The following is a 21,303-nucleotide window of genomic DNA, read 5'->3' as shown; positions in this document are numbered from 1 at the left end:
TTACGATTCCACGCGGTTCAACAATTCGTCGGCACGCTTCAACAAGGCCAGGCCGGAATCCGAAAGCGAACTGGCCGGGCTTTCGGGGTCGCAGGCCACGAACCGGCCGTGGCAATGCTGACAAGCCACCTGCCGGCCCAAATACTCGACGCGCACCCGCAAACTACGGCCGCACGTCGGGCAAGGTTGAATAAAATGCGTTCGTTGAATCATCTCGATTGCTCTCCTGTGCAATACGCCGCCCCAATATCGAGCGTAAACGCCTTTTGCACCAGATCGGCCTCGCCCACTTGATGGGCTTCCAGCCGCTGGCGGAAATTCTCGAACGTCATCTCGGCCATTTTCCAGCATTGCGGCCAGCGATGCCGCTCGACGTCGAGGTCGCATTGGTCGATCAGATGGCTCAGTTCCGTGAACAAAGCACGGTGGTCGCTCTTCAGTTCGTCGGCACAGCGGCACAACGAAGGGGTCGCTTCCAGCACGTCGCCGAAATAGCCGTCGCTCTCCTTCAACGCAAACACCATCCCTAAATGCTCGCTCAACTCGTCCAGCGCTTCGAGCAAGCGCAGCGCGCCGCTGGCCGTCGACACGCGGGATTCGCGAAACAAATGCTCAATCTGCGCCAAGTGCCGATCGAGCTCGTGTTGTTCGTCGCGCACCTCTTTGCTGACAATCGCAAGTATTGCTCCGGCAGTCATCGAAGCACCTTTCTCCTGTACACGGGACCCCGCGGCACTTGCGGCCTGGCAATACGAATGCCAAGCTTGTGGCACGCCCGCGACGCGAGCGAGGGCCGTGGCGATCCTCCCTGGCTAAAGCCCCTGGCACTACTTTGCCTCACGAGCAACGCGTCGCCCGGCGCTTGGCAAGACCCTGACGGGCAGCAAGCCGGCGAACCGCGCCGCGTTCTCTGGCCCATGATGTCTGCCGGTGCTTCGCAAGAATGCCACCGGCACCAACTCCTACTTCTCGAAGCTGCTTCTCGATGCTGAATCGACGTTGAATTGAATCTATCGCCCTTCAATAGATCAGCAGGTTACTGTAGGAGCTTGGCGCGGGGCGCGTCAACAACCCAATTTGCGTGCCAAAACTTTTCTTGATTTTACATTCGTGTGACCAAACCGCCCATGGCCGTGCAGCTTGACGTAATCCTAGACACCCTATGCCTTTGCGTCGTGGCCACCGTGGCCGGCGCGGTGAATTCCGTGGCCGGCGGCGGCACGCTGTTGACTTTTCCCGCCCTGATCGCCGTGCTGGGCCAGGATGCCACCGCCGCCGTCGTCGCCAATGCAACCAGCACGGTGGCGCTCTTTCCCGGATCGTTGGCCGGGATGGCGGGCTACCGCGGCGAGCTAGGCCAGGTGCATTGGTGGGCGCGACGCTTGTTCGCGCCCAGCTTGCTGGGCGGACTCATCGGCTCGCTGTTGCTGATGCGGATGCCGGCCGAATCGTTCAAGGCGTTGGTGCCGTGGCTCATCCTGGCAGCGGCGCTGCTGTTCTGGTTGCAACCCCGCATCGCGCGTTGGATTGGCCTGGGGACGATCGGCGAGACCTCGCAGCCACGGCACGTCGGTCTGGTGATCGTGTTTCAATTCGGCATCGCCATCTACGGCGGGTATTTTGGTGCGGGCATCGGCATACTCATGCTGGCCGCATTGGCGCTGATGGGCCTGCACGACATTCACGAGATGAACGGCCTGAAGACGTTGCTGGGTTCGTCCATCAACGGCGTGGCGGTCGTGGTCTTCATCGCCTCGGGCAAGGTCGACTGGGCGTTCGCCTTGGCGATGGCGGCGGCGGCCATCCTGGGCGGCTACGGCGGGGCGCGCGTCGCCCGGCGTCTCGACCGCAACTTTGTGCGGCGCGTGGTCGTGTTCATCGGCTTCAGCCTGGCCGGCTATTATTTTTACCGGGCAGCGTGATCACGGCTTCCCAAACCGAGGCGACGCTAAGTAAAACCTCATTCGCCGGTTCGCGGATCGCATCCTCGAATCGCTTCGGCAACCGAGCATCGGCACTCACGTACCAAAGAAACACATGCGTGTCGAGGAGGAGCCTCATCCGCCCTCGAAGAGCTTGAAGCGGCAATCGCCCCAGCAATTGCCGGAGTCGCTAAAGCCACTAGAAGCCAGAGAATAGGCTGCTAGAATTGCGTCGTTGAACTTCATCGCAGTCCAAAGAAAATCAACTCAATGACAAACCAATCTCTCCTTTTCGCCATGCTGATCTTCGCAACCAACTTCTCCGCCGCGCGGGCCGACGAGGGCATGTGGCTCTTCAATCATCCGCCCCGCGAGCAGCTAAAGCAGAAATACGGCTTCAATCCCAGCGACGCGTGGCTGGAACACCTGCAACGGGCCAGCGTGCGGTTCAACAGCGGCGGGTCCGGCTCGTTCATCTCGGCCGACGGACTGGTGATGACCAACCACCACGTCGGCGCCGACGCCTTGCAAAAGCTGAGCGACGCCGAACACGACTATGTGGAAGACGGCTTTTACGCCGCCTCGCGGCAAGGCGAAAAAAAATGCCTCGACCTGGAGCTGAACGTCTTGATGAGCATCGAAGACGTGACCGACCGCGTGAATCAGGCCGTAGCGGGGCTTTCGGCCGCCGAAGCCCGGACCGCGCGGCAGGCCGCCATGAACACCATCGAGGAAGAATCGTTCCAGAAAACCGGCCTCCGCAGCGACGTGATCACACTCTATCAAGGCGGGCAGTTCCATCTCTATCGCTACAAGAAATACACCGATGTCCGGCTGGTGTTTGCCCCGGAAAAGTCGATCGCCTTTTTCGGGGGCGACCCCGACAACTTCGAGTTTCCCCGCTACGATCTCGACGTCTGTTTCTTTCGGGCCTACGAAGACGACCAGCCGGCCAAGATCGAACACTATCTCGCTTGGAGCGAGTCGGGAGCCGGCGACGACGAGCTGGTGTTCGTTTCCGGAAATCCGGGACGCACCAACCGGCTGAACACCGTGGCCCACCTGCGGTTCTTGCGCGACCGGGTATTTCCGCTTTCGCTCAATGTGCTCAGGCGCCGCGAAGTGATGCTGCGAACTTATAGCGACCGCAGCCGTGAAAATGCCCGTCGCGCCCAGGACGAGTTGTTCGGCTATCAGAACTCGCGCAAGGCCCGGCTGGGCGGTCTGGCCGGCCTGCAAGATCCGGCGATCATGGGCGACAAGCAGCAATCGGAGAACAAGCTCCGCAAAGCCGTCGCCGGCGATGCCAAGTTGAAGCAATCGTACGGCGACGCCTGGAAACAGGTTGACGACGCCCTGGCCACTTGGGGCAACATCTACGACAACTGGTATCTCCTCGAGGGCGGGCAGGCGCTGAACACCGATCTGTTCCGTATTGCCCGCATGATCGTGCGGTTGACCGCCGAGACCGAAAAGCCCAATGCCGACCGGCTGCGGGAATACGCCGAAGCGGGTCTCGACTCGCTCAAGCAGCAGCTATACTCCGAAGCGCCGATCTATAACGACTTGGAGATCGTGAAGCTGGCCGATTCGCTGGGCATGTACGAAGAGCTGGCCGGGGCCGACAACGAGCTGGTGCGGAAAGTGCTCGATCAAAAGTCGCCGGTGCGGCGGGCCACGGAATTGATCGAAGGCAGCCGTCTGGCCGACGTGGCGCTGCGCCGCAAGCTGGTCGAGGCGGGGAGCAAGGCGGTCGAGGCGTCGGACGATCCGATGATCGAGCTGGCGCGGCTCGTCGACGGTCCGGCCAGGCAGGTGCGCAAGACCTATGAAGAAGAAGTCCAGGAGCCGTTCCAGCAAGCCTACGGCAAACTGGCCAAGGCGCAGTTCGCTTTATACGGGGGCGACAACTATCCCGACGCCACCTTCACGTTGCGGCTGGCGTTCGGCGTGGTGAAGGGCTTTGAAGAGCGGGGCGAGCAAGTGCCGCCCTGGACGACGATGGGCGGCATTTACGGCCATGCCCGCGAGCACGGCGACGTGCCGCCCTTTCAGTTGCCCGAACGATGGCTGAAACGCCGCCAGGCCGTCCGGGCGGAAACGCCGTTCAACTTCGTATGTACGGCCGACATCATCGGCGGCAATTCGGGCAGTCCGGTCGTGAACCGCCGCGGCGAGCTGGTGGGCATCATCTTCGACGGCAACATTCAATCGCTGGTGCTCGACTTCGTCTACAGCGACACGCAGGCCCGTGCGGTCTCGGTCCACTCCGCCGCGATTCTCGAAGCGCTGGACAAGATTTACGGGGCGAAGCGCGTGGTGGCGGAGCTGAGACCGTAGAGAACAGCCTGGCGACGACCGACTAACCAAGGTCAACGCCGTAGTTTTCGCTTTCGTGCCGCTAACTCATCGGCAGCCGGAATGGTTGCGTTGCCGCGATTTTTTCTGAAAGACGAGACGGAGGTGTTGGTATTCAGCAAGGGCGAACCAACCTAAGTTCAAGGAGATTGTGTCATGTCCAAGAAACTCGCCGGCAAAGTAGCCGTTGTCACGGGCGCCTCGAAAGGCATCGGCGCCGAAATCGCCAGGCAGTTCGCCGCTGAAGGGGCGGCGGTCGTCGTCAATTACGCCTCCAGCAAAGCAGGGGCGGACCGCGTGGTGGCCGAAATCGTGCGCGGCGACGGAAAGGCGGTGGCGGTGCAGGCCGATATGACCAGGCCCGACCAGATCGAACGCTTGTTCGCCGAGGCGAAACAGGCCTTCGACAGGCTCGATGTGCTGGTCAACAACGCCGGCATCTACGAGTTTGCCCCGCTCGAAGACGTGACCGCCGAGCACTTTCACAAGCAGTTCGACCTCAACGTGCTGGGGCTATTGCTCGCGACCAAGGAAGCGGCCAAGCATTTCGGTCCCGAAGGGGGCAGCGTGATCAACATTAGCTCAGTGGTCGCCACGCTCGCGTTTCCAAGCGCCTCTGTTTATAGCGGTACCAAGGCCGCGGTGAACGCGGTCACCCGCTCGCTTGCCAAGGAGTTGGGGCCGCGGCAGATCCGTGTCAACTCGATCAATCCGGGCATGGTCGAAACCGAAGGTCTGCAGGCCGCTGGAATCGCCGAAGGCGAGTTCCGTTCACAGACCGAAGCGCAAACGCCGCTGGGCCGCATCGGGCAGCCCCAGGACATCGCCCCGGCCGCCGTGTTCCTGGCGTCGGCCGATTCCCGTTGGATCACGGGCGAAAGTTTTTATATCTCAGGCGGCCTGCGCTGAGCGGACCCTCGGTGGGGGTCTGAATTCCGCCGCAAGCTTTCGCGTGTCCGGCGAACGTCCGCGACGATCGGGTCTTGCCACACCATAACGAAAACGACGACTTTTTCCGCCTGATGGGGAAAAGCTGAGCGCTTTGGAAACGCGACGTCGACGCCCCTGACCGAGATTGCCAATGGGACGGGCGAGCGATTAGACTGGGGCCTGCGGAGGGTCGAGTTGAACGGAACCCATTACCCAATCAAAGGAGCCATGTATGGTGCAATCAGTGAGTTATGTCGGCTTGCTTGCGGCGGCGCTGGCCGCGGGTGCGCTCAAGAGCGGCCCGCAGGTCGGCGATTTCGTCGAAGCGTTTCAGGTTGTCAAGTGCGCGGGCGCCGAAAACGACGGCGTGCCCGTGGGCCGAGAGTTGTGCTATCGCTGAAAGTACGGCGGCAGCCCCGTCGTCATGATTTTCGCCAGAAAGTCAGACGCGGCCTTGGCCAGTTTGGTCAAGAAGCTGGATGAAATCATCGAACAGCACAAAGACGAGAAGCTCAAGGCTTTCGTCAATCTGTTGGGCGACGACCGCGACAAGCTGGAAGCTCAAGCAGCCAAGCTTGTCGAAGATCGGAAGATCAAGAACATCCCGGTCGTCGTTCCCGTCGAATTCGAAAACGGTCCGGCCAATTACGGCCTGAATCCCGATGCCGGGCTGACCGCTCTCTTCTATCGCGGCATGGAGGTGAAATCGAGCCGCGCCTACGGCGCCGACGATTTCACCAAGGGCCAAGTGTCGAAGCTCTTGGAAGACGTCTCGAAGATCGTCAAGTCGCCCTAAACGCGCCGCCCTGGCGCCACACTACTCGACCGCCGCACCGGCCGGGCCTGGAAGCAATCCGTGCCCGGCCGGTTTGCTTGCGTTGCGGTTGCGACTATACTCCACGATGTCGAGCTGATCGATGTCGAATGAAACCATCTCGCGGAGGACTGCCGATGCGCTTAAACCACTCGCTCGTCCTGACCTTGCTTCTAGGGACCTTTCTCGCGACTGGCGAATGGGCGCCGGCGGACGAACCGGCACAGGCGCCCGACGTGATCGCCCGGCCGGACGCTTTCGAGACGCTGATCCATCCGAACTGTTCTCATTGCCGCGTGGAGGCAAACCGCCGCCAGGCGGCTCTGCGCGATGACGACCGAGTTCTCTGCTGGGTGCAGGTTCAAACCGACAACTACGTCAACGACGGCGTCATACCGATCCGGTTTTTCCTCAACGCCTATCGAGTGCTCAGCGACAGTTGGGGCATCTTCGTCCACGATCCCGACGCGGGCTTCGCGCGGGGCTTCGCGCCCGACGACGGTCCGTTCCGTTTCTACGGTTGGCGCAAAGGCGTCATGGTCATGAAGAGCGATCAGGACGGCACGCTTTATTCCTGCCTGACCGGCGTTGCCTTCGACGGTCCCAAGAAAGGGCACCGGCTGGAACCGAGACCCACGCTGGTCACCGACTGGGGCTTCTGGCAAAAGCGCTATCCGCAGTCCGTCGCTTACTTCATGTACGACAAGTACCAACCGGTCGACCTGCCCGGCCAGGTGAATGGCGATTCACGCAAGAGCCGGCCGCCTGTGGACGGGCGTCTGCCGGCCGACACGATGGTGCTGGGCGTCTGGGACGGCAAGCAGGCAAGGGCCTATCCGCTGGACGCCTTGGAGAAGGCCGGCGTGATTCATGACACGGCTGACGGGCGGCCGCGCATCGTGTTCTGGTATGGCCCGACGCGGACCGCGGCGGCCTATCATCAGCCCTGGGGCACGTCGGGCCTGCAAGGAGATGCCGGCTGGATCTTCCGCGTCGATGAAACGCTGAAGGAAGCGCCGTTCACCAATCAACGCATTGGCTTGCACTGGGACATCACCGGCCGGGCCGTCGAAGGAGGGCCACGGCTGATCGGAATGGACAGCGTCCAGGTCAAATGGTTCGCCTGGGCGGCCGAATACCCGGAGACCTCGATCTACGGGCAAGAGGTCGCCGCTGGCGACTCCAAGCCGTTCCAGGATTCAAGCCACGAGACGGCCAAACCGCATGGCAATCTCGACATCGCGTCCCGGCGCTTTGCCCTGGTGCAAGGCGTGGACGTGCCGCGCGAGCGAGTCACGCTGCTCATCGACGGCGAAACAGAACCCAAGCAATGGCCGCTCCGACCCGACGCAGAGATATGGCACGATGGCTGGTGGGGCCGGCTGGACCAGTTCGCCGAGGGCCAACGGGTCTGGGTCTGGTTCGACACGGACGACGCCAAGCGGTTTGTGGCGGTCTCGCTCCTGGCCGACGAGTTAAGCCAGCAGGCGTTTTATGCGCCGCCCGAGTTCGACGAGGCATTCAAGAAGCGACGGGCTGCGCAACAGGCGCTGCTCCGCCGACGCTGGGCCGATGAGGGCCTGCCCGGCACGCTGATCTTTTTGCACCCGGACCGCCGCCAAGTCGAGTTGATCCTCGACCACGAGGCGCTCCCCTGGGCGCGATCGCTTCAGGCCGGCGAACAGGTAACGATCCGAGCAGCCGACGATGCTCCGGCCGTGGTGCGACAGGTCCGTCCGTGGCGCGAGCGGACCCAGCTTTTATTGGAGATCGATGCCTCTTCGATGGCAGCCTTGACCGTGGGCGAGCGCGTGAAGCTGCGTTCAACTGTCCCGCGGGCAGAGAGTGACGAAGACTTGCCGCCTGGTCTCGGCAAGTCGCAAAACAAAGCCGACCGCCTGGAGTGGCTGATGTCGGCGGTCTATTGCACCTGTGGCATGCACGACGGTTGTGCCGGGCACTTCTTTACGCTCGCCGCGTGCGATGCCGGTCAAGACAAACCATGCGGTCTGGCGAAACGCACGCGCGAAGAGCTGGGCGTGATGATCGACAAAGGCTATACGGACCGGGCGATCCTCGATGAGCTTCTGTCGCAGCGCGGCGGAAACTTGCTGCGGCCGCACATGTTGCCATGAGCTAGCGGAACAGAATGAATTGACCGCCTTTGCTTACCACACCTGCCGCACCGGTGCCCGCGCTGGCAGCCGAAGCGGCATGGTCCGACGGCCGGCCCTGCTTGTCGTAAAGTTGCCAGCCCAACTGACCGTCTTTTTTCCAGGCGACGAGCGTGTTGCCGCCGGCGGCGTTCAAGGCCAGCACGCCCGTGCGCATGCCCGACAGGCCCGGCGTCTTCACCTCCTCCGCCGAGAGCGCTGATCCGTCCTTGTCGAGTTGGGCGAAATAGATCTCACCGCGAGTCGGCCAAACGGCTAAAAAACCGTAGGGCGTTGCCGAGACCGAATAGTACGTCATCGGGCAAGCGTCGACTTTCCATGACGTGCCGCCCACGCGGGTGCGCGTCACCTGCTTGCGGTCCTGGTCCCACAGAACGAGATACATGTCGCGGTCGTCGTTCGTCTCCTCGCGATACAAGATAGCCAGCCTTCCGTCGGCTCCGTAGGCGCAGCTTGTCGTGCAACAGTTGCAGGGATTGAAGCTCGGATCGATTTCAACGTTCGAACCGAACGATGCTCCGCCGTCGTGGGAGACGTTGGCGTACAGCTTGTCGGAGAGCCAACAGGCGGTCACGTTGCCGTGACCGTCGGCCGCCAGAGAATAGCCCTCGCTCGGCTTGCGATTGATGTTCCGCAGGGGCGAGAACGCCTTCGCGCCGGAATCGAGACGAGCATAATAATATCCCCATTGTTCCTGGGGCGATTTCAACTTCCACGCATTCGTGCCAAGCGCCACGTGGACGGCGCCGTCCGGCGCCACCGCCATATCCCAAGCACTGAACTCCAATCCCGGCTTGCGTGATTCGCGGTCGACAACCGCAGTCGCATGGCTAAATGTCTGGCCGTCGTCGGTGGAGCGAACATACTGCGGACCATCCGGCGAATCGTACAGCAGATGAATGACACCGTTTGCGTCGGTTTTGGCGGCCACGGCTTTGCCCCCGTGCGGTACGTCTACCGTAGCGACCTTCATCGCGCGTTCGGCGGCATTCGCCGGCGAAAGCGAGGGGACGAAAAGACTGAAGAGCACCAGCGCGCTCGTCGAATGCGTGTGAATCACAGGAATCACCTTTGAAGTTTGTGCCTGGGCGGTCCGCAAAGCGATCATCATACGCCGAACGTTTCGCGGACGCTAGCATACCGAGAATCAAGAAGCCGTTGTCTTTCGTGGCATGCCACGCAAGTTACGCATGCCCGCGCAGCTGAGCCGTCGGCAAAGCGATCGCGTCGACCGCCGCGTTTCGACCGTGCAGTACAAATCCGGAGGGAGCGGCCTCTGTGCTAAAGAGATGGCCTCGAATAAGCTCGACGATTTCCGCCCCGTCGTCGCCACCAAGCCAGCGCAGCAGTGACTCAGCAGCAGAACCGAAGTCATCAAGATGGGCCGAGAGGACCAACTCTTCACCGTGTACCAGAAACAGTTCCCAATGTTTTCCGCGACAGCCACGATAGATAATCTCCGCGGCCCGGCCCTCACTGGTGGCCCCAAAACTCTCGGAAGCGAACATGTAGGGCTTGTACCCTGCCTGAAATGCCGTTTCAAGGAAGTGAATCACTCGCCGGTCGTCCTCCGACCGCTGTTCGGGGGACAAAACATCGAACGGCCAGTAACGGTTTTCGGTGGTATCCAGCATGACTAATCTCCAAATCGAGTCGCGACGATGTCCCAAGTCGTGCTTTGGGGCCGACGCATTACATCAACGCGCCACTGTCCTCCGAGCGTTCGAGCAAGCTCCAATGCCGCCTCGTGGGGGCTGAACCGACCTAGCCCAATGCGTGCTTGAAGACGATCGCTTGCCATGCCTCTGATCCGCGTAAAGCCACCTGGGCCTCCAGCAAGCTCTTGAACCTTCGCGAGCCGGTTGACAAGGGCTCGCCGGCCGAGGCTGGCTGTCCAAGTAACGACAAGTGTATCGCTACGGTCCATAAGCCGAGCCGAGAACAACTCCGGAGTCGACCGGCCTGGCACGACAAAATCACGCCCAGTTGCACCACTTCCTTTAAGCCGGACTGGCTCAACCTGCATTCGTCCGGGACGCGCCATCGTCTCCTTTCTCCGACCAAACGCCTGAGCGACAAATGCAAGAGCGGGGTAGCCACGTTCACTTTACCTTCGCAGCCCTCTAAGTCAAGCTCGTGATGATTGGTGATTGGCCGCCCCCGGTCAATGCCCGCGCAACTCGGGCAGCGATAGCGCGCTCACATCGACCGTGCCGTGCTTCATTTCATAGCGCCATTTCCAGATGGCATAGATGCAGGGATACACCAACAGCTCCAGCGCGAAACTCGTCACCAGGCCGCCGATCATCGGCGCGGCGATGCGCTTCATCATGTCGGCCCCCGTGCCCAGCGACCACATGATCGGCAGCAGGCCCATCATGGCCGCCGCGACGGTCATCATTTTGGGCCGCACACGCTTCACCGCCCCGTGAATGATCGCCGCGCGAAGATCCTCGTAGGTCCGCATCTTCCCTTGTCGCACGGCGTCGTAGTACGACAAGTCGAGGAACAACAGCATGAACACGCCCGTCTCCGCATCGAGTCCCATCAACGCGATCATGCCCACCCAAACGGCGATCGACATGTGATACCCCAGCAGCCAGAGATACCAGACGGCGCCCACGAGCGAGAACGGCACCGCCAGCATGACGATCAGCGCCTTGACGGTTGACTTCGTATTCATGTAAAGCAGCACGAAGATCAGAAACAGCGTGAGCGGCACCACCGTTTTGAGCCGCTCCTCCACGCGGATCATGTTCTCGTATTGCCCGCTCCAAGCCAGCGTATAGCCGGTGGGAAGCTGAAGTTGCTCCTCCACCGCCTGTTTGGCTTCTTTGACATAGCCGCCCACGTCGCGGTCGGCCAGATCGACGTACACATAACCGGTGAGCAGGGCGTTCTCATCGCGGATCATGGCCGGGCCGGCCACCAGCTCGATGTCCGCCAGCTCGGCCAGCGGGATGTGCGCGCCGGTCGTTGTCGGCACCAGCACATAACGCAGCTTGTCGACATTGTCGCGCAGCTCGCGGGCATAACGCACGTTGACGCTGTACCGTTCGCGGCCTTCGATCGTGGTGGTGATAGCCTCGCCGCCCACCGCCGCAACGATCACCATCTCCGCTTCCTTGATCGTCAGGCCGTAGCGGGCGAGCGCCTCGCGCTTGAGCACGAAATCGACAAAATAGCCGCCGCCGGTCCGCTCGGCGAAGACGCTGCGCGTGCCGCGGATGGGCTTCAGGATCATCTCCAGATGCTCTCCCAGACGCTGGATCTCGTTCAAGTCGCCGCCCATGATCTTGATGCCGATGGGCGTGCGCACGCCGGTGGAGAGCATGTCGACGCGGGCCTTGATCGGCATCGTCCAGGCGTTGCTGATCCCCGGGAACTGCATCTTCTCGTCCAGCTCGGCCTCCAACTGGTCGGGCGTGATCCGGTCGTTCCAGAGATGCCGCAGCGGCACTTGCAGCCACTCCGGCCAGTTCGAGTACCAGCGATCGACTTTCCGCCACTCGGAGGTCGGCTTGAGCACGATGGTGGTCTCCATCATCGAAAAGGGGGCGGGGTCGAGCGACGTGCCGAACCGCCCCGCCTTGCCGAACACCCGCTCGACCTCCGGCGTGTCCATCAAAATCTGGTCCATCGTCTGCATCAGTTCCTGCGCTTCGGTGACCGAGATGCCCGGCAGGGTGACGGGCATGTAGAGCAGGTCGCCCTCGTACAACGGCGGCATGAACTCCGAGCCGAGCTGGAAATAGACGGGCACGGTGGTGAGCATCAGCAGTACGGCCGACAGAATCGTCAGGGCTTTGTGCCGCAGCGCGAAATTGCAGACCGGCTCGTACGCCCAAAACAGCCAGCGGCTGATCGGGTGCCGCTCTTCGGGATAATAGCGACCAACCAGCGCCGTGTTGGCCAGCCAGGCCAACCACCGCGGCCGGAACTCCCAGTGGTCCATCCGCGTGAACAGCATGCGGATGGCCGGGTCGAGCGTGACGGCCAGCACCGCCGCAATCGCCATCGCCAGGTTCTTGGTGTAGGCCAGCGGCTTGAACAGCCGGCCTTCCTGGTCGACCAGCGTAAAGACCGGCATGAACGCCACGGCGATCACCAGCAGCGAAAAGAAGACGGACGGCCCCACCTCTTTCAACGCCCGCAGCCGCACTTCGTGAAAGTCGCCTTGCCGGCCCCTTTCGATCCACTGCTCCAGCCGCTTGTAGGCGTTTTCGACTTCCACGATCGCCCCATCCACGAGCACGCCGATCGAAATGGCCATGCCGGTCAGCGACATGATGTTCGAGGTCAGACCCATAAAGTACATCGGAATGAAGGCCAGCACGACCGAGACGGGAATGGTCAAGATCGGGATAATGGCCGAAGGGATGTGCCACAAGAACACCAGGATCACGATGCTGACGATGGTGATTTCCATCAGCAGCTCTTCCTTCAGGGTGTCGATGGAATGAACGATCAGCTCCGAACGGTCGTAGGTGGGAATGACTTCGGCGCCCTTGGGCATCGAGGGCTTGAGCTCTTCGAGCTTGGCCTTGACGCGCTCGATCACTTTCAGGGCGTTTTCGTTTGCCCGCATGACGACGACGCCGCCCACGGTGTCTCCCTCGCCGTCGAGGTCAACGATGCCGCGGCGAATGTCGGGCCCCAGCGTGACCGTGCCCAGGTTTTTGACGAGCACCGGCGTGCCCTGCGAGTCGACGCCGACGACGATGTTCTCGATCTCGCCGACGCTCCGCGCGTAGCCGCGGCCCCGCACCATGTACTCGGCGCCGCTGAACTCCACCAGACGGCCACCGGTGTCGTTGTTGCCATCGCGAATGGCCTGCACCACCGTGGCCAGCGGAATGTTGAACGCCAAGATCGCGTTGGGGTCGACGTTGACCTGGTACTGCTTCTGGAAGCCGCCGACGGAGGCGACTTCGGACACGCCCGGCACCGCCTGAAGCTGATAGCGCAAATACCAGTCCTGGTAGGTGCGCAGCTCGGCCAGGTCGTTTTGCCCCGTCTTATCGACCAAGGCGTACTCATAGACCCAGCCCACGCTGGTCGCGTCGGGCCCCATTTCCGTCCGCACCCCTTCGGGCAAGTACGGCAGGATCTTCGACAGGTACTCCAACGTGCGGCTGCGGGCCCAATAGATATCGGTGCCGTCCTGAAAGATGACGTAGACATAGGAGAAACCAAAATCGGAGAAGCCGCGGATGGCCTTGATCTTCGGCGCGCCGAGCAGCGCCGTGACGATCGGATAGGTCACCTGGTCTTCGATAATGTCGGGGCTGCGGTCCCAACGGGAAAAAACGACGACTTGCGTATCCGACAAGTCGGGGATGGCGTCCATCGGAATGGCACGCATCGCCTGGACCGCCGCGGCCACGGCCACGCCGGTGAACACGATCACCAGAAACTTGTTCCTGGCGGAAAAGTCGATGATGCGTTCGATCAATGATGATGCCCCCCGCCACCCGACGAGGCCCGCATCTGCGACTCGGAGTCGATCAAGTAGACGGCCGACGTCAGAATCTTCTCACCCTCGGACAAACCCGAGCGCACCTCAAGCCGCTGGCCGAAGCGTCCGCCGAGCGTGACTTCCACGGGCTCGAACCAGCCGCCCTCCAACGCCCGGAAGGCAACGCCGCGCTCGCCCGTCTGCAGCACCGCCGTATCCGGGATCAACAGCCCCCGGCCCATGTCGTGGTCGATCTTCAGGTCGGCGTACATACCCGGCTTGAGACGCTCGTCTTCGTTCGGTATTTCCACGCGAACTTTGATGGTGCGCGTCTTCTCTTGCACGATCGGTTCGACGAACGATACCTTTCCTTGAAACGTGGTGGTCGAATCGGACAGCAGCGTGACGGTCACCGGCTGCCCCAGCTCGATGTGCGGCAATTCATATTCGTAGATCTTCGCCTGCAGCCACACCACCGACAGGTCGGCGATGCGGTAAAGGTCGGTGGAAGGCTCCACATAGTTGCCTTCCAGCACGTTGCGCTCCAAGACGACGCCGTTGATCGGCGCGCGAAGCATCAGCGTGTCGCGGGGCTTTTTGGTCTTGGCGAGCTTTTCGATTTCGTCTGCGGGCACGCCCAGCAGCTCCAACCTACGGCGCGCGGATCGCACCAGCAGGGGCTCGCCCTCTCCGCGCACGCGCGGCTCCTGCGCCACGGCCACCAGGTATTCTTCCTGAGTCGAGAGCAGGTTCGGACTGTAGACCTCCAAGAGCGGATCGTCTTGTTTCACGTCCTGGCCGACATAATTGACGAACACCTTGGTGACCCAGCCGCTGATGCGCGTCTGCACCCGTTTCAGCCGCGTCTGGTCGGGCTCGATGATGCCCACGGCGCGCACCGACATCCGCAGCCGGTCGCGCTCGACGCGGCCGATCTTCACGCCGATCAATTGCTGCCGCGCCTCGCTGAACTGGACCATCACATGGCCCGGCACGGCCTCCTTCGCCGCCTTGTGCTGCGAGTGGTCCGTGCCTGGCATGCTCATACCGGGCATGCCCGGCATGTTCATGCCCGACATGCCTCCGCCCGAGGCGTCATCGCCCGACATCTCCATGCCGGGCATATCGGCCTGCTCGCCCATCTTAGGGCCGGCGTGTTCTGGCGAGGCGGCCCCGGTCGAGGCGGCCAACGAATGCCAGCCGAGCTTGTGATAGAGTGGCGTCAATCGCCCGGTAAAATGGGCGGTCACGAGGCCACCGCCCAAGACGACCCCCAGCAGCATGCCGAGAACCAAACGCAACGTCGTTTTCATGGAGCGGCTGGTCGTCGACTAGCGGGATGAATCGTCCGGGAACACCACGCGATTATATCCCACTTCCGCCGCGCCAGTGGGGGAGACTGCGACGTTCGACCCATAAGATACACGACAGCGCCGGACCCCGCTACTCGACAACCTCGATTTGGTCGTCAACTTCGATGACGCCCGCAACCCGTCGCGACCGTTCGACCGCGATCTGGCGTTCGTAAAACGTGCGAACGCGGCCTGAAAGAACGATGGTGTCTCCGGCCACGTCCACGCGGAGTCGCCGCAAGCCGGGCATGCCGGCGGTCGACAGGAACAATGCCACTCGCCGCGTCACGTCGCCGCCGGCCGCACGTGCAACGGGTTGCTGGCCGCTGGCGAGCGGACCCCGGCCAGCCTAGCGGCGATCGCCGTGGTGCGCAGGGAATCTTGTTGCAAGGGCGTCGTGTACATCGCTGGTCGTTTTCTTCTGTTTCGCGTCGAATGCACTGTTGTCCGCGGCCAAGCGAGGGCAATTCGCGTGCCAACACGCTATTGGACCGTTCGCGTCGAGACCGTCCAGACCGTCCTGCTTTTTTCACCGCGTTTCACATCGTTCCGACCCCTGGGCTATGGAATCACGCCGCTTCGCGGCTACGGCGGCCTTCGGCCGTTTATCTATCTTTCCTGAAAGCAGGACGATCTCTAAAGCTGGTGGCAGACAAGGCGCGCGGCTGAGCGCGCTATGAGCGGCACGGCGCGCGCGCAAGCACAGCGACGGGACGGCCACGGCGCTCGGAAACCGGCTGAAAAGTGCGACGCGCGGCCGTGGCCCAGCGATTGCCTTCAGAAAAGTCGCACAACCAGACGGCGACCACGTCGCCACGGTAGACACAGGGACCACAAGCCATGAAACGTTTATTTCGGCCGCCGCGGCGACTACGAGAACGCTATCTACGCGCCGTTCCGAGGCCCCTACCGCGAACCGGCGTCGCGCCGTACTGCTGCGCGAACGCGGAACAAGACCGCGATCAACTGAAAAAGGAGTCATTTGATGTCGAACGCCGTAACCGATCCCGTGTGTGGGATGATCGTCGCAGAAGCGCAAGGCCTGTCGGAGACCTACGCGGGACAGCAGTACAGCTTTTGCTCGGAATTACTACCAGGACCGTGATCGCTGGATCGACGTCATGCGGCATGCCGTCGCCGTGAACGCTTCGTACTTCAACACACATGGTGCAGCAGTACGTGACCAACGCCTACCTATGACGCCGCGTTGAGCGTGGGAATCCCGCTCAGCCGTCCTGTCAGTCTTGATTTCTGACGGCAGCGTACGAATATCGGCGGTAAAGTCGGTCGAATGCCGCGCGAGGAAGCTGCCGAGCAGCGGTCGGCTTGGTGCTTGCTAACCACTCTTAGGGGTTGAAAAGGGGTCGCCAACGTCGCCCAGCAGGAGCCTGCCAGCGGCGTTGAGATGGGGAATCACGTGGTACAGGAATCCCAACACGACGTTGGACGCGGTCTCATCGGTCTCTTGGTCAGGATCGCCAAAGAGCTCCGCTAGCTGTTCCAGGTCGCCGATCCAGTCGGTCATATGGAACACGAAATCGTGCTTCCTCTTCTCGTACTCCTCGAGATCAAGCTCGGCCCTGAGGCCCTCGCTGACGCCGTCGAATACGCGGCCCAATAGATGTTCAAGTCTGGATACCGCAACGTTCATTCTAGCTCTCCAGTCTCGCCTTCCACTCGGCGATGCGAGCTCGCCATTTCTCCGCCGTCTTGCCTCCCACTGCAGGAAGCAAAGCTTCCATTTGTCGAATCCAATTCCTGATCTCGCCGGTCCAATGCGGCCGATCCCGGCTGGTCGGATTGGCGGCAAGCCTCTCCAAATGGTCGTCAACCCGTGGCGCCAGCCCAGTCAGTCTCTTCAGTGCGTCCTTGCGAGTCATCGCTTGGTGTTGTTTTCGGGCGAAAGTGCCTGACTGTGGCGCGAAGTACCAAGGCGTGAGGTAGGAGGTCGTCGGCAACTTTATTCTCGTTCTCCATGCATGACGAGTCAAGCTCGTAAATCAGCGTAAAACCAGCACGGCTCTTGTGCTCGGTTTAGCGGTGGCGCCAGGCTTTATCCGGTCGTGCTCGCACCACTGTTGCTTCACCAACATCCCTCAGCCGCCAGCCGAATAGAGACCCGTCGAAAGATACCGTTCCCCCGTGTCCGCCAAAGGGGCGACAATCAGCTTGCCGGCGTGCTCCGGCTGGCGCGCGAGCTTCAGCGCCGCCCAAACAGCGGCGCCTGAGCTGGGGCCGCACAGCGCGCCTTCAAGCCGTGCAAGGCGGCGGGCCGTTTCAAAAGCGTCCTCGTCCGTGACTTGGACGACCTCGTCAATGACGTCGAGATTCAGCACCTTCGGAATAAAGCCGGCGCCGATGCCTTCAATAGCATGCTTGCCTGGCCTGAGCGGCTGGCCGGCTCGCTTTTGCGTGAGGACTGGACTCTTTGCCGGCTCGACGGCCACCACGCGCAGCCCCGGTTTGTGCCTCTTGATGCCCTCGCCGACACCGGTAATCGTGCCACCCGTGCCGACGCCCGACACAAAAATGTCGATCGCCCCCCGCGTGTCGCGCCAGATTTCCTCGGCGGTTGTTTTTCGATGGATTTCGGGGTTGGCCGGATTATTGAACTGTTGCGGCATGAAGTGGTTTTTGTTGCTCGCGACGATCCCTTCGGCCTTCCGCACCGCGCCGGCCATCCCTTCGGCGGCCGGTGTCAGGATGACTTCGGCGCCCAGCGCTTTGAGCAGTTGGCGACGTTCAATCGACATGCTTTCGGGCATGGTCACCTTCAGCTTGTAACCGCGAGCGGCACAGACATAAGCCAGTGCAATGCCCGTGTTGCCACTCGTCGGCTCGACGATCACGGTTCCGTCGCTGATTTTGCCGTCCCGCTCGGCGGCGTCGATCATGGCGGGGGCGATGCGGTCTTTGGCGCTTCCCAGCGGATTCATGCTTTCCACTTTCGCCGCGATGCCGGCCACGCAGCCCCGGCCGATGCGGTCGAGCCGCACCAGCGGAGTGTTGCCGGTGCAGCGGCTCATGTCGTCGTGGATCCCTTCGGTGGATACGGAAACCCGCTTTGCGCCGGCTTGTGCAAAACCCCTCTTGTCCATGAGGGCCAGCGCAAACGCCGACATGCCGGCGGCCCCGAATTGGCGTCGTCCTATCATAAGGTTCCTTTCGCTAGCAGCGTCGGATGAGCATCAGATCTTGATCGCACGAGAACGCGAAGCCGCCATCTCGTGAAAAGTGCGTGGCAATATGGTCTTTCACGGACTTTGATGGAATGCAGTCCGCGGGCCAACCTGCGGCCGGAAGCGCCTGTTCGCCGCCGGTGATCGGTGCTTATCACGTTCACCACTTGAACTTACGCACAAGCGAGGAAACCAAAACATCTTGGAGGAATGGCAGCCTCGAACGGGGGAAACCTGTGAGACTGTGCGTTTTAACGAGCGAATCCGCACGCCGGCCGCGGTTGATCACCGTCGGCGGCGCGAACGCGCGACCACTTTTTGCCGTCAAAAGCATGGCGCAACACCGCTTCGACGCCGGACGCGATCGGCGCGGCGCGAAACTTGCAAAAGGGATTATTTCGTCACGAGATTCAGGTGAAAAAATGATAAAAGAGCTAGTGTTAGTTACGTCGGCGCTCTTGACCTACACCACGGCCGCCTGGCCGAACGGGGCCCTGGCGCAGCGGCCCGCGGCAACGCGCGTCGCGCAAGCCGCGCCGCGCGGCGGACAGCCCGAAAACCGTTGGCGGTATCAGTGGCACAACGACCGCTGGTGGTATTGGTCGCACGAGCGGCATTGGAGTTACTTCAATGGCCGGCGATGGGTCCGGTACGATGCACGCCGTCCGCCTTCGGGGGCCCTGGCTGGCGGGTATCGCAAGGCCCCCGCCTTCGACTCTCCGCCCGCCGCGCCTCCGGAGCCGCCGCGCACCTGGTCGGCCGCGGGAGATATGGAACGAGAAACGGGGTTGACCAACTCCTTCTACTTGGAAGGCGCCGGGCGCGGCCTGCCCTTGGGCGAGCCGCTTCCAGTGCTTGGCGGGCCAAGTCCGCTTGGAACCGGCTTGGGCCCGCACGCCGGGCCCAGCGGTCTAAGTGAAGGAATGTCGCCTTCCATGCGCGGCCCAAGCCAGACCGGTGGAGGTTCCTTTGGCGGGCCGACCGGCCGGTCGCTCGGCGCCGGCAGCGCCGCCGGCGGGGCAAGTACGCCGCATTAGCGGGCGCTTGCCAAGGCTGCCGACAACTGAACGAACCTAACGCGAAGGCGACCAAAGGCATGAGACAGATCACGCTGAACCACTCCCTGGTGGAGCATAGCGCAAGCGATGCACCAACCCGAAACCAATCACCAGCGCGACAAACACGGAACGAAATGACATGCTTTCAACTCTCCGCCCATGCTCCGGCGTTGTCGCCAAGCAATTTAGGGTTTCCTTGCCGTAATCGTTGCCCCCTCGGTACAGGACGACGTGTGGTAACCGGTCCACGCGTGAAGTTTTGCCTCCGCGAACCCCGCGTCGGCGAGCATTTGCAGGAGCGACCGCCCCCACACGGCACCGCCAATTCAGTCGGACCAACTACCTTTGCGGGCCACTTCTTCCTCCGTCACGTCGTCGTGCAGCAGGATGTCGGCCATTTGCAGGCGGCCACCGGGGCGCAGAACGCGGAACACTTCGGCCAAAACCTTCGGCTTGTTGAGACAGAGGTTGAACAGCCCATTGGAGATCACCATGTCAACCGAGCCGTCTTCCAGCGGAATTGCGTCGGCATTTCCCTGTCGAAAATCGGTGTTGCTCACTCCGACCGCCGCCGCGTTGCGCACGGCTTTCTCGACCATCTCGACGGCGAAATCGACGCCGATCACCTTGCCCGTAGGGAAAACGCGGCGGGCGGCGAGGATGCTGTCGAGGCCCGCCCCGCAGCCGAGGTCGAGCACCGTTTCACCGGGGCGGAGTTCTCCAAGAGCAAACGGGTCGCCGACGCCGGCGAACGACTCCGTGACCGAGTTTGGCAGCGCGTCGATCTCAACAGGGTCGTAGCCCAGTCGCTTCGCACTGGCGGGGCCAACGGGAAACTTCTTTTCTTCCGTTGGGCAGAGTGCGAGTTTCACAAATCGCTGCTTGATGTCGGCCCTGATCTTGTCTGACGTCTCGTGCATGGCGAGTAACCTTGGCAAAGAGAGCCTTATGATCGGCTCACGATCTCGCACATCTCCTCGGCCTTGGCATGGTGCTCTTGAATGGCTTTCAAGTGGGCTTCGACGTGCTTGTTGCCCTTGGCCTCTTTGTCGAGCTTGGCGTACTCCTTCTTCGCCGCGTTCAGGTTGCGGCGAATTTCGGCGGCGTGTTCTTTGGCGGTCTCGGCGGGAATCTGGCTGTAGCGTCGGCCGTAGTAGTCCAACGCCTCAGCGTGGCTGATGGCGCCTCGCTGATACGTCGAGGCCGTGTTCGGCCGGAAATACTGGCCGGTGATCTTGCGATCGGCGCGGCTGGAAAGTTCCTGCCCGGCGGGCAACTGCTGCACAAACATCAGCGCGCCGAGCGCCCCGGCAAGGAACAAGGTAGGTTTCGACATCGACTTTTCTCCTCTCGAATGGCTGAACGACAGGCGACGCCACATGGTCGTCGCGCCGTCATGTTAGGCCGACCGCGGTGATGCTCGTTGCTATCGAAAATCCGCGGTCGGCAGGCTGGGCGTGCGTTGGATCGTCCTCATCTGCCCGACTTGGTTAGTAGCCCATAACTTTGCGGTCGGCCCGCCAATACGAACTGCCGTAGGGAGTCTCGCCCATGACGAACGGCTGCGTATAAGTCGGCTGACCGAAGTAGGGGCCTTGGTAGACCGGGGCCGGTTGATACGAATAGCTGCGGCGGACGCCCTGCCGCAGGGCCTGGTATTGCCGCGGCGTCGCGAGCTGCTTGTTCCAGAGCCAGCCGCCGATCTTCGTACCGTTGACCGTGACGGTGGTTCCCACCCAAGCTCCCTCCACCTTCAGAACTCGCAACGTTTGGCCTTCGGCCAGTGTCGCCAAGGTGGAATAGCCCCGCATCAGCGGCGTGCCGCTGGCGGTCGCGACGATTTCGTCGCCAGGCTTGAAAGGATTCGCCGGCGCCGCAACCGCTTCGCGAGCGAAGGCGTTAGAAACGAATCCGACGCCGCACAGCGCGGCGAGCACCAAATGTTTTCTTGTAAACATGGGTCACCTCATCGAAGAAAGTGCGTTGTTACTTATTATCCGTGGGCGCACTTAGGCAGTTTATGTGCCGCTATCCACCGAGCGAGTCAGGGTTGCTGTC

The 21,303-nt window shown here is 61.9% G+C and carries 19 protein-coding genes; 7 read left to right on the top strand and 12 right to left on the bottom strand.

Features of this window, described 5'->3' with window-relative positions; all coding sequences use genetic code 11:
• Entirely contained in the window at nt 1-213 is a 213-nt protein-coding gene (locus VNH11_25185; protein HVA49685.1) for a response regulator, read from the bottom strand.
• The gene (locus tag VNH11_25180; protein HVA49684.1) at nt 210-698 is read right to left on the bottom strand and encodes a hypothetical protein; all 489 of its coding nucleotides are present in this window, start codon (nt 696-698) and stop codon (nt 210-212) included. The genes VNH11_25185 and VNH11_25180 overlap by 4 nt, the downstream gene beginning before the upstream one ends.
• A 429-nt stretch (nt 699-1,127) precedes the next feature.
• Between VNH11_25180 and VNH11_25175 the strand changes: the two genes are divergently transcribed.
• The 6 genes from VNH11_25175 to VNH11_25150 all read left to right on the top strand — a co-directional run bounded on the left by VNH11_25175 (nt 1,128) and on the right by VNH11_25150 (nt 8,159).
• Nucleotides 1,128-1,922 (top strand): sulfite exporter TauE/SafE family protein, encoded by a 795-nt coding sequence (locus tag VNH11_25175; GenBank protein ID HVA49683.1) that lies wholly within the window; start codon nt 1,128-1,130, stop codon nt 1,920-1,922.
• Nucleotides 1,923-2,192: 270 nt separating this feature from the next.
• Nucleotides 2,193-4,262: a S46 family peptidase gene (locus tag VNH11_25170; GenBank protein HVA49682.1), complete on the top strand. Its 2,070-nt coding sequence runs from the start codon at nt 2,193-2,195 to the stop codon at nt 4,260-4,262.
• A 174-nt stretch (nt 4,263-4,436) separates the two neighbouring features.
• Entirely contained in the window at nt 4,437-5,189 is a 753-nt protein-coding gene (locus tag VNH11_25165) for a glucose 1-dehydrogenase (GenBank protein HVA49681.1), read from the top strand.
• 253 nt (nt 5,190-5,442) lie between these two features.
• Nucleotides 5,443-5,610 (top strand): hypothetical protein, encoded by a 168-nt coding sequence (locus VNH11_25160; protein ID HVA49680.1) that lies wholly within the window; start codon nt 5,443-5,445, stop codon nt 5,608-5,610.
• Between the two features lie 54 nt (nt 5,611-5,664).
• Nucleotides 5,665-6,006, top strand: a complete 342-nt coding sequence (locus VNH11_25155; GenBank protein HVA49679.1) for a hypothetical protein — start codon at nt 5,665-5,667, stop codon at nt 6,004-6,006.
• Between the two features lie 155 nt (nt 6,007-6,161).
• On the top strand, nt 6,162-8,159 hold the full coding sequence (locus tag VNH11_25150; GenBank protein ID HVA49678.1) for a DUF3179 domain-containing (seleno)protein: 1,998 nt from the start codon (nt 6,162-6,164) through the stop codon (nt 8,157-8,159).
• A gap of 1 nt (nt 8,160) precedes the next feature.
• Here the strand turns inward: VNH11_25150 and VNH11_25145 are convergent, their stop codons facing one another.
• The 7 genes from VNH11_25145 to cysK all read right to left on the bottom strand — a co-directional run bounded on the left by VNH11_25145 (nt 8,161) and on the right by cysK (nt 18,163).
• Nucleotides 8,161-9,258: a hypothetical protein gene (locus tag VNH11_25145; GenBank protein ID HVA49677.1), complete on the bottom strand. Its 1,098-nt coding sequence runs from the start codon at nt 9,256-9,258 to the stop codon at nt 8,161-8,163.
• A 124-nt stretch (nt 9,259-9,382) separates the two neighbouring features.
• Nucleotides 9,383-9,832, bottom strand: coding sequence for a hypothetical protein (locus tag VNH11_25140; GenBank protein HVA49676.1), 450 nt, complete (start codon nt 9,830-9,832; stop codon nt 9,383-9,385).
• 530 nt (nt 9,833-10,362) lie between these two features.
• The gene (locus VNH11_25135; protein HVA49675.1) at nt 10,363-13,653 is read right to left on the bottom strand and encodes a CusA/CzcA family heavy metal efflux RND transporter; all 3,291 of its coding nucleotides are present in this window, start codon (nt 13,651-13,653) and stop codon (nt 10,363-10,365) included.
• On the bottom strand, nt 13,650-14,969 hold the full coding sequence (locus VNH11_25130) for an efflux RND transporter periplasmic adaptor subunit (protein HVA49674.1): 1,320 nt from the start codon (nt 14,967-14,969) through the stop codon (nt 13,650-13,652). The genes VNH11_25135 and VNH11_25130 overlap by 4 nt, the downstream gene beginning before the upstream one ends.
• 130 nt (nt 14,970-15,099) lie before the next feature.
• Nucleotides 15,100-15,285 (bottom strand): BON domain-containing protein, encoded by a 186-nt coding sequence (locus tag VNH11_25125; protein HVA49673.1) that lies wholly within the window; start codon nt 15,283-15,285, stop codon nt 15,100-15,102.
• A 1,059-nt stretch (nt 15,286-16,344) separates the two neighbouring features.
• Nucleotides 16,345-16,659: a hypothetical protein gene (locus VNH11_25120; GenBank protein ID HVA49672.1), complete on the bottom strand. Its 315-nt coding sequence runs from the start codon at nt 16,657-16,659 to the stop codon at nt 16,345-16,347.
• Between the two features lie 445 nt (nt 16,660-17,104).
• Nucleotides 17,105-18,163 (bottom strand): cysteine synthase A, encoded by a 1,059-nt coding sequence (gene cysK / locus VNH11_25115; GenBank protein HVA49671.1) that lies wholly within the window; start codon nt 18,161-18,163, stop codon nt 17,105-17,107.
• Between the two features lie 446 nt (nt 18,164-18,609).
• On the opposite strand from cysK, the gene VNH11_25110 reads away from it, so the two are divergent.
• Nucleotides 18,610-19,224, top strand: a complete 615-nt coding sequence (locus tag VNH11_25110) for a hypothetical protein (GenBank protein ID HVA49670.1) — start codon at nt 18,610-18,612, stop codon at nt 19,222-19,224.
• 347 nt (nt 19,225-19,571) lie between these two features.
• On the opposite strand, the gene VNH11_25105 is transcribed toward VNH11_25110, so the two are convergent.
• The 3 genes from VNH11_25105 to VNH11_25095 form a co-directional block, all read right to left on the bottom strand.
• The gene (locus tag VNH11_25105; protein ID HVA49669.1) at nt 19,572-20,165 is read right to left on the bottom strand and encodes a methyltransferase domain-containing protein; all 594 of its coding nucleotides are present in this window, start codon (nt 20,163-20,165) and stop codon (nt 19,572-19,574) included.
• Between the two features lie 26 nt (nt 20,166-20,191).
• Nucleotides 20,192-20,581 carry a hypothetical protein gene (locus tag VNH11_25100; protein ID HVA49668.1) on the bottom strand — a complete coding sequence of 130 codons (390 nt, stop codon included), beginning with the start codon at nt 20,579-20,581 and terminating at the stop codon, nt 20,192-20,194.
• Between the two features lie 154 nt (nt 20,582-20,735).
• Nucleotides 20,736-21,203, bottom strand: coding sequence for a hypothetical protein (locus tag VNH11_25095; protein HVA49667.1), 468 nt, complete (start codon nt 21,201-21,203; stop codon nt 20,736-20,738).
• Nucleotides 21,204-21,303: the final 100 nt, after the last annotated feature.

This window comes from Pirellulales bacterium, from assembly GCA_035533075.1.
Taxonomy (GTDB): domain Bacteria; phylum Planctomycetota; class Planctomycetia; order Pirellulales; family JAICIG01; genus DASSFG01.
Note: the sequence above shows the minus strand (reverse complement) of the source record. Positions and strands in the feature narration are given on the sequence as shown.

Bases quoted from the DNA above. Each gene is read 5' to 3' on its own strand.
- VNH11_25140 (HVA49676.1), bottom strand. From the start codon at position 9,832: ATGCTGGATACCACCGAAAACCGTTACTGGCCGTTCGATGTTTTGTCC.
- VNH11_25100 (HVA49668.1), bottom strand. From the start codon at position 20,581: ATGTCGAAACCTACCTTGTTCCTTGCCGGGGCGCTCGGCGCGCTGATG.
- VNH11_25150 (HVA49678.1), top strand. From the start codon at position 6,162: ATGCGCTTAAACCACTCGCTCGTCCTGACCTTGCTTCTAGGGACCTTT.
- VNH11_25175 (HVA49683.1), top strand. From the start codon at position 1,128: ATGGCCGTGCAGCTTGACGTAATCCTAGACACCCTATGCCTTTGCGTC.
- VNH11_25130 (HVA49674.1), bottom strand. From the start codon at position 14,969: ATGAAAACGACGTTGCGTTTGGTTCTCGGCATGCTGCTGGGGGTCGTC.
- VNH11_25185 (HVA49685.1), bottom strand. From the start codon at position 213: ATGATTCAACGAACGCATTTTATTCAACCTTGCCCGACGTGCGGCCGT.
- VNH11_25120 (HVA49672.1), bottom strand. From the start codon at position 16,659: ATGAACGTTGCGGTATCCAGACTTGAACATCTATTGGGCCGCGTATTC.
- cysK (HVA49671.1), bottom strand. From the start codon at position 18,163: ATGATAGGACGACGCCAATTCGGGGCCGCCGGCATGTCGGCGTTTGCG.
- VNH11_25170 (HVA49682.1), top strand. From the start codon at position 2,193: ATGACAAACCAATCTCTCCTTTTCGCCATGCTGATCTTCGCAACCAAC.
- VNH11_25110 (HVA49670.1), top strand. From the start codon at position 18,610: ATGATAAAAGAGCTAGTGTTAGTTACGTCGGCGCTCTTGACCTACACC.
- VNH11_25160 (HVA49680.1), top strand. From the start codon at position 5,443: ATGGTGCAATCAGTGAGTTATGTCGGCTTGCTTGCGGCGGCGCTGGCC.
- VNH11_25180 (HVA49684.1), bottom strand. From the start codon at position 698: ATGACTGCCGGAGCAATACTTGCGATTGTCAGCAAAGAGGTGCGCGAC.
- VNH11_25165 (HVA49681.1), top strand. From the start codon at position 4,437: ATGTCCAAGAAACTCGCCGGCAAAGTAGCCGTTGTCACGGGCGCCTCG.
- VNH11_25105 (HVA49669.1), bottom strand. From the start codon at position 20,165: ATGCACGAGACGTCAGACAAGATCAGGGCCGACATCAAGCAGCGATTT.
- VNH11_25095 (HVA49667.1), bottom strand. From the start codon at position 21,203: ATGTTTACAAGAAAACATTTGGTGCTCGCCGCGCTGTGCGGCGTCGGA.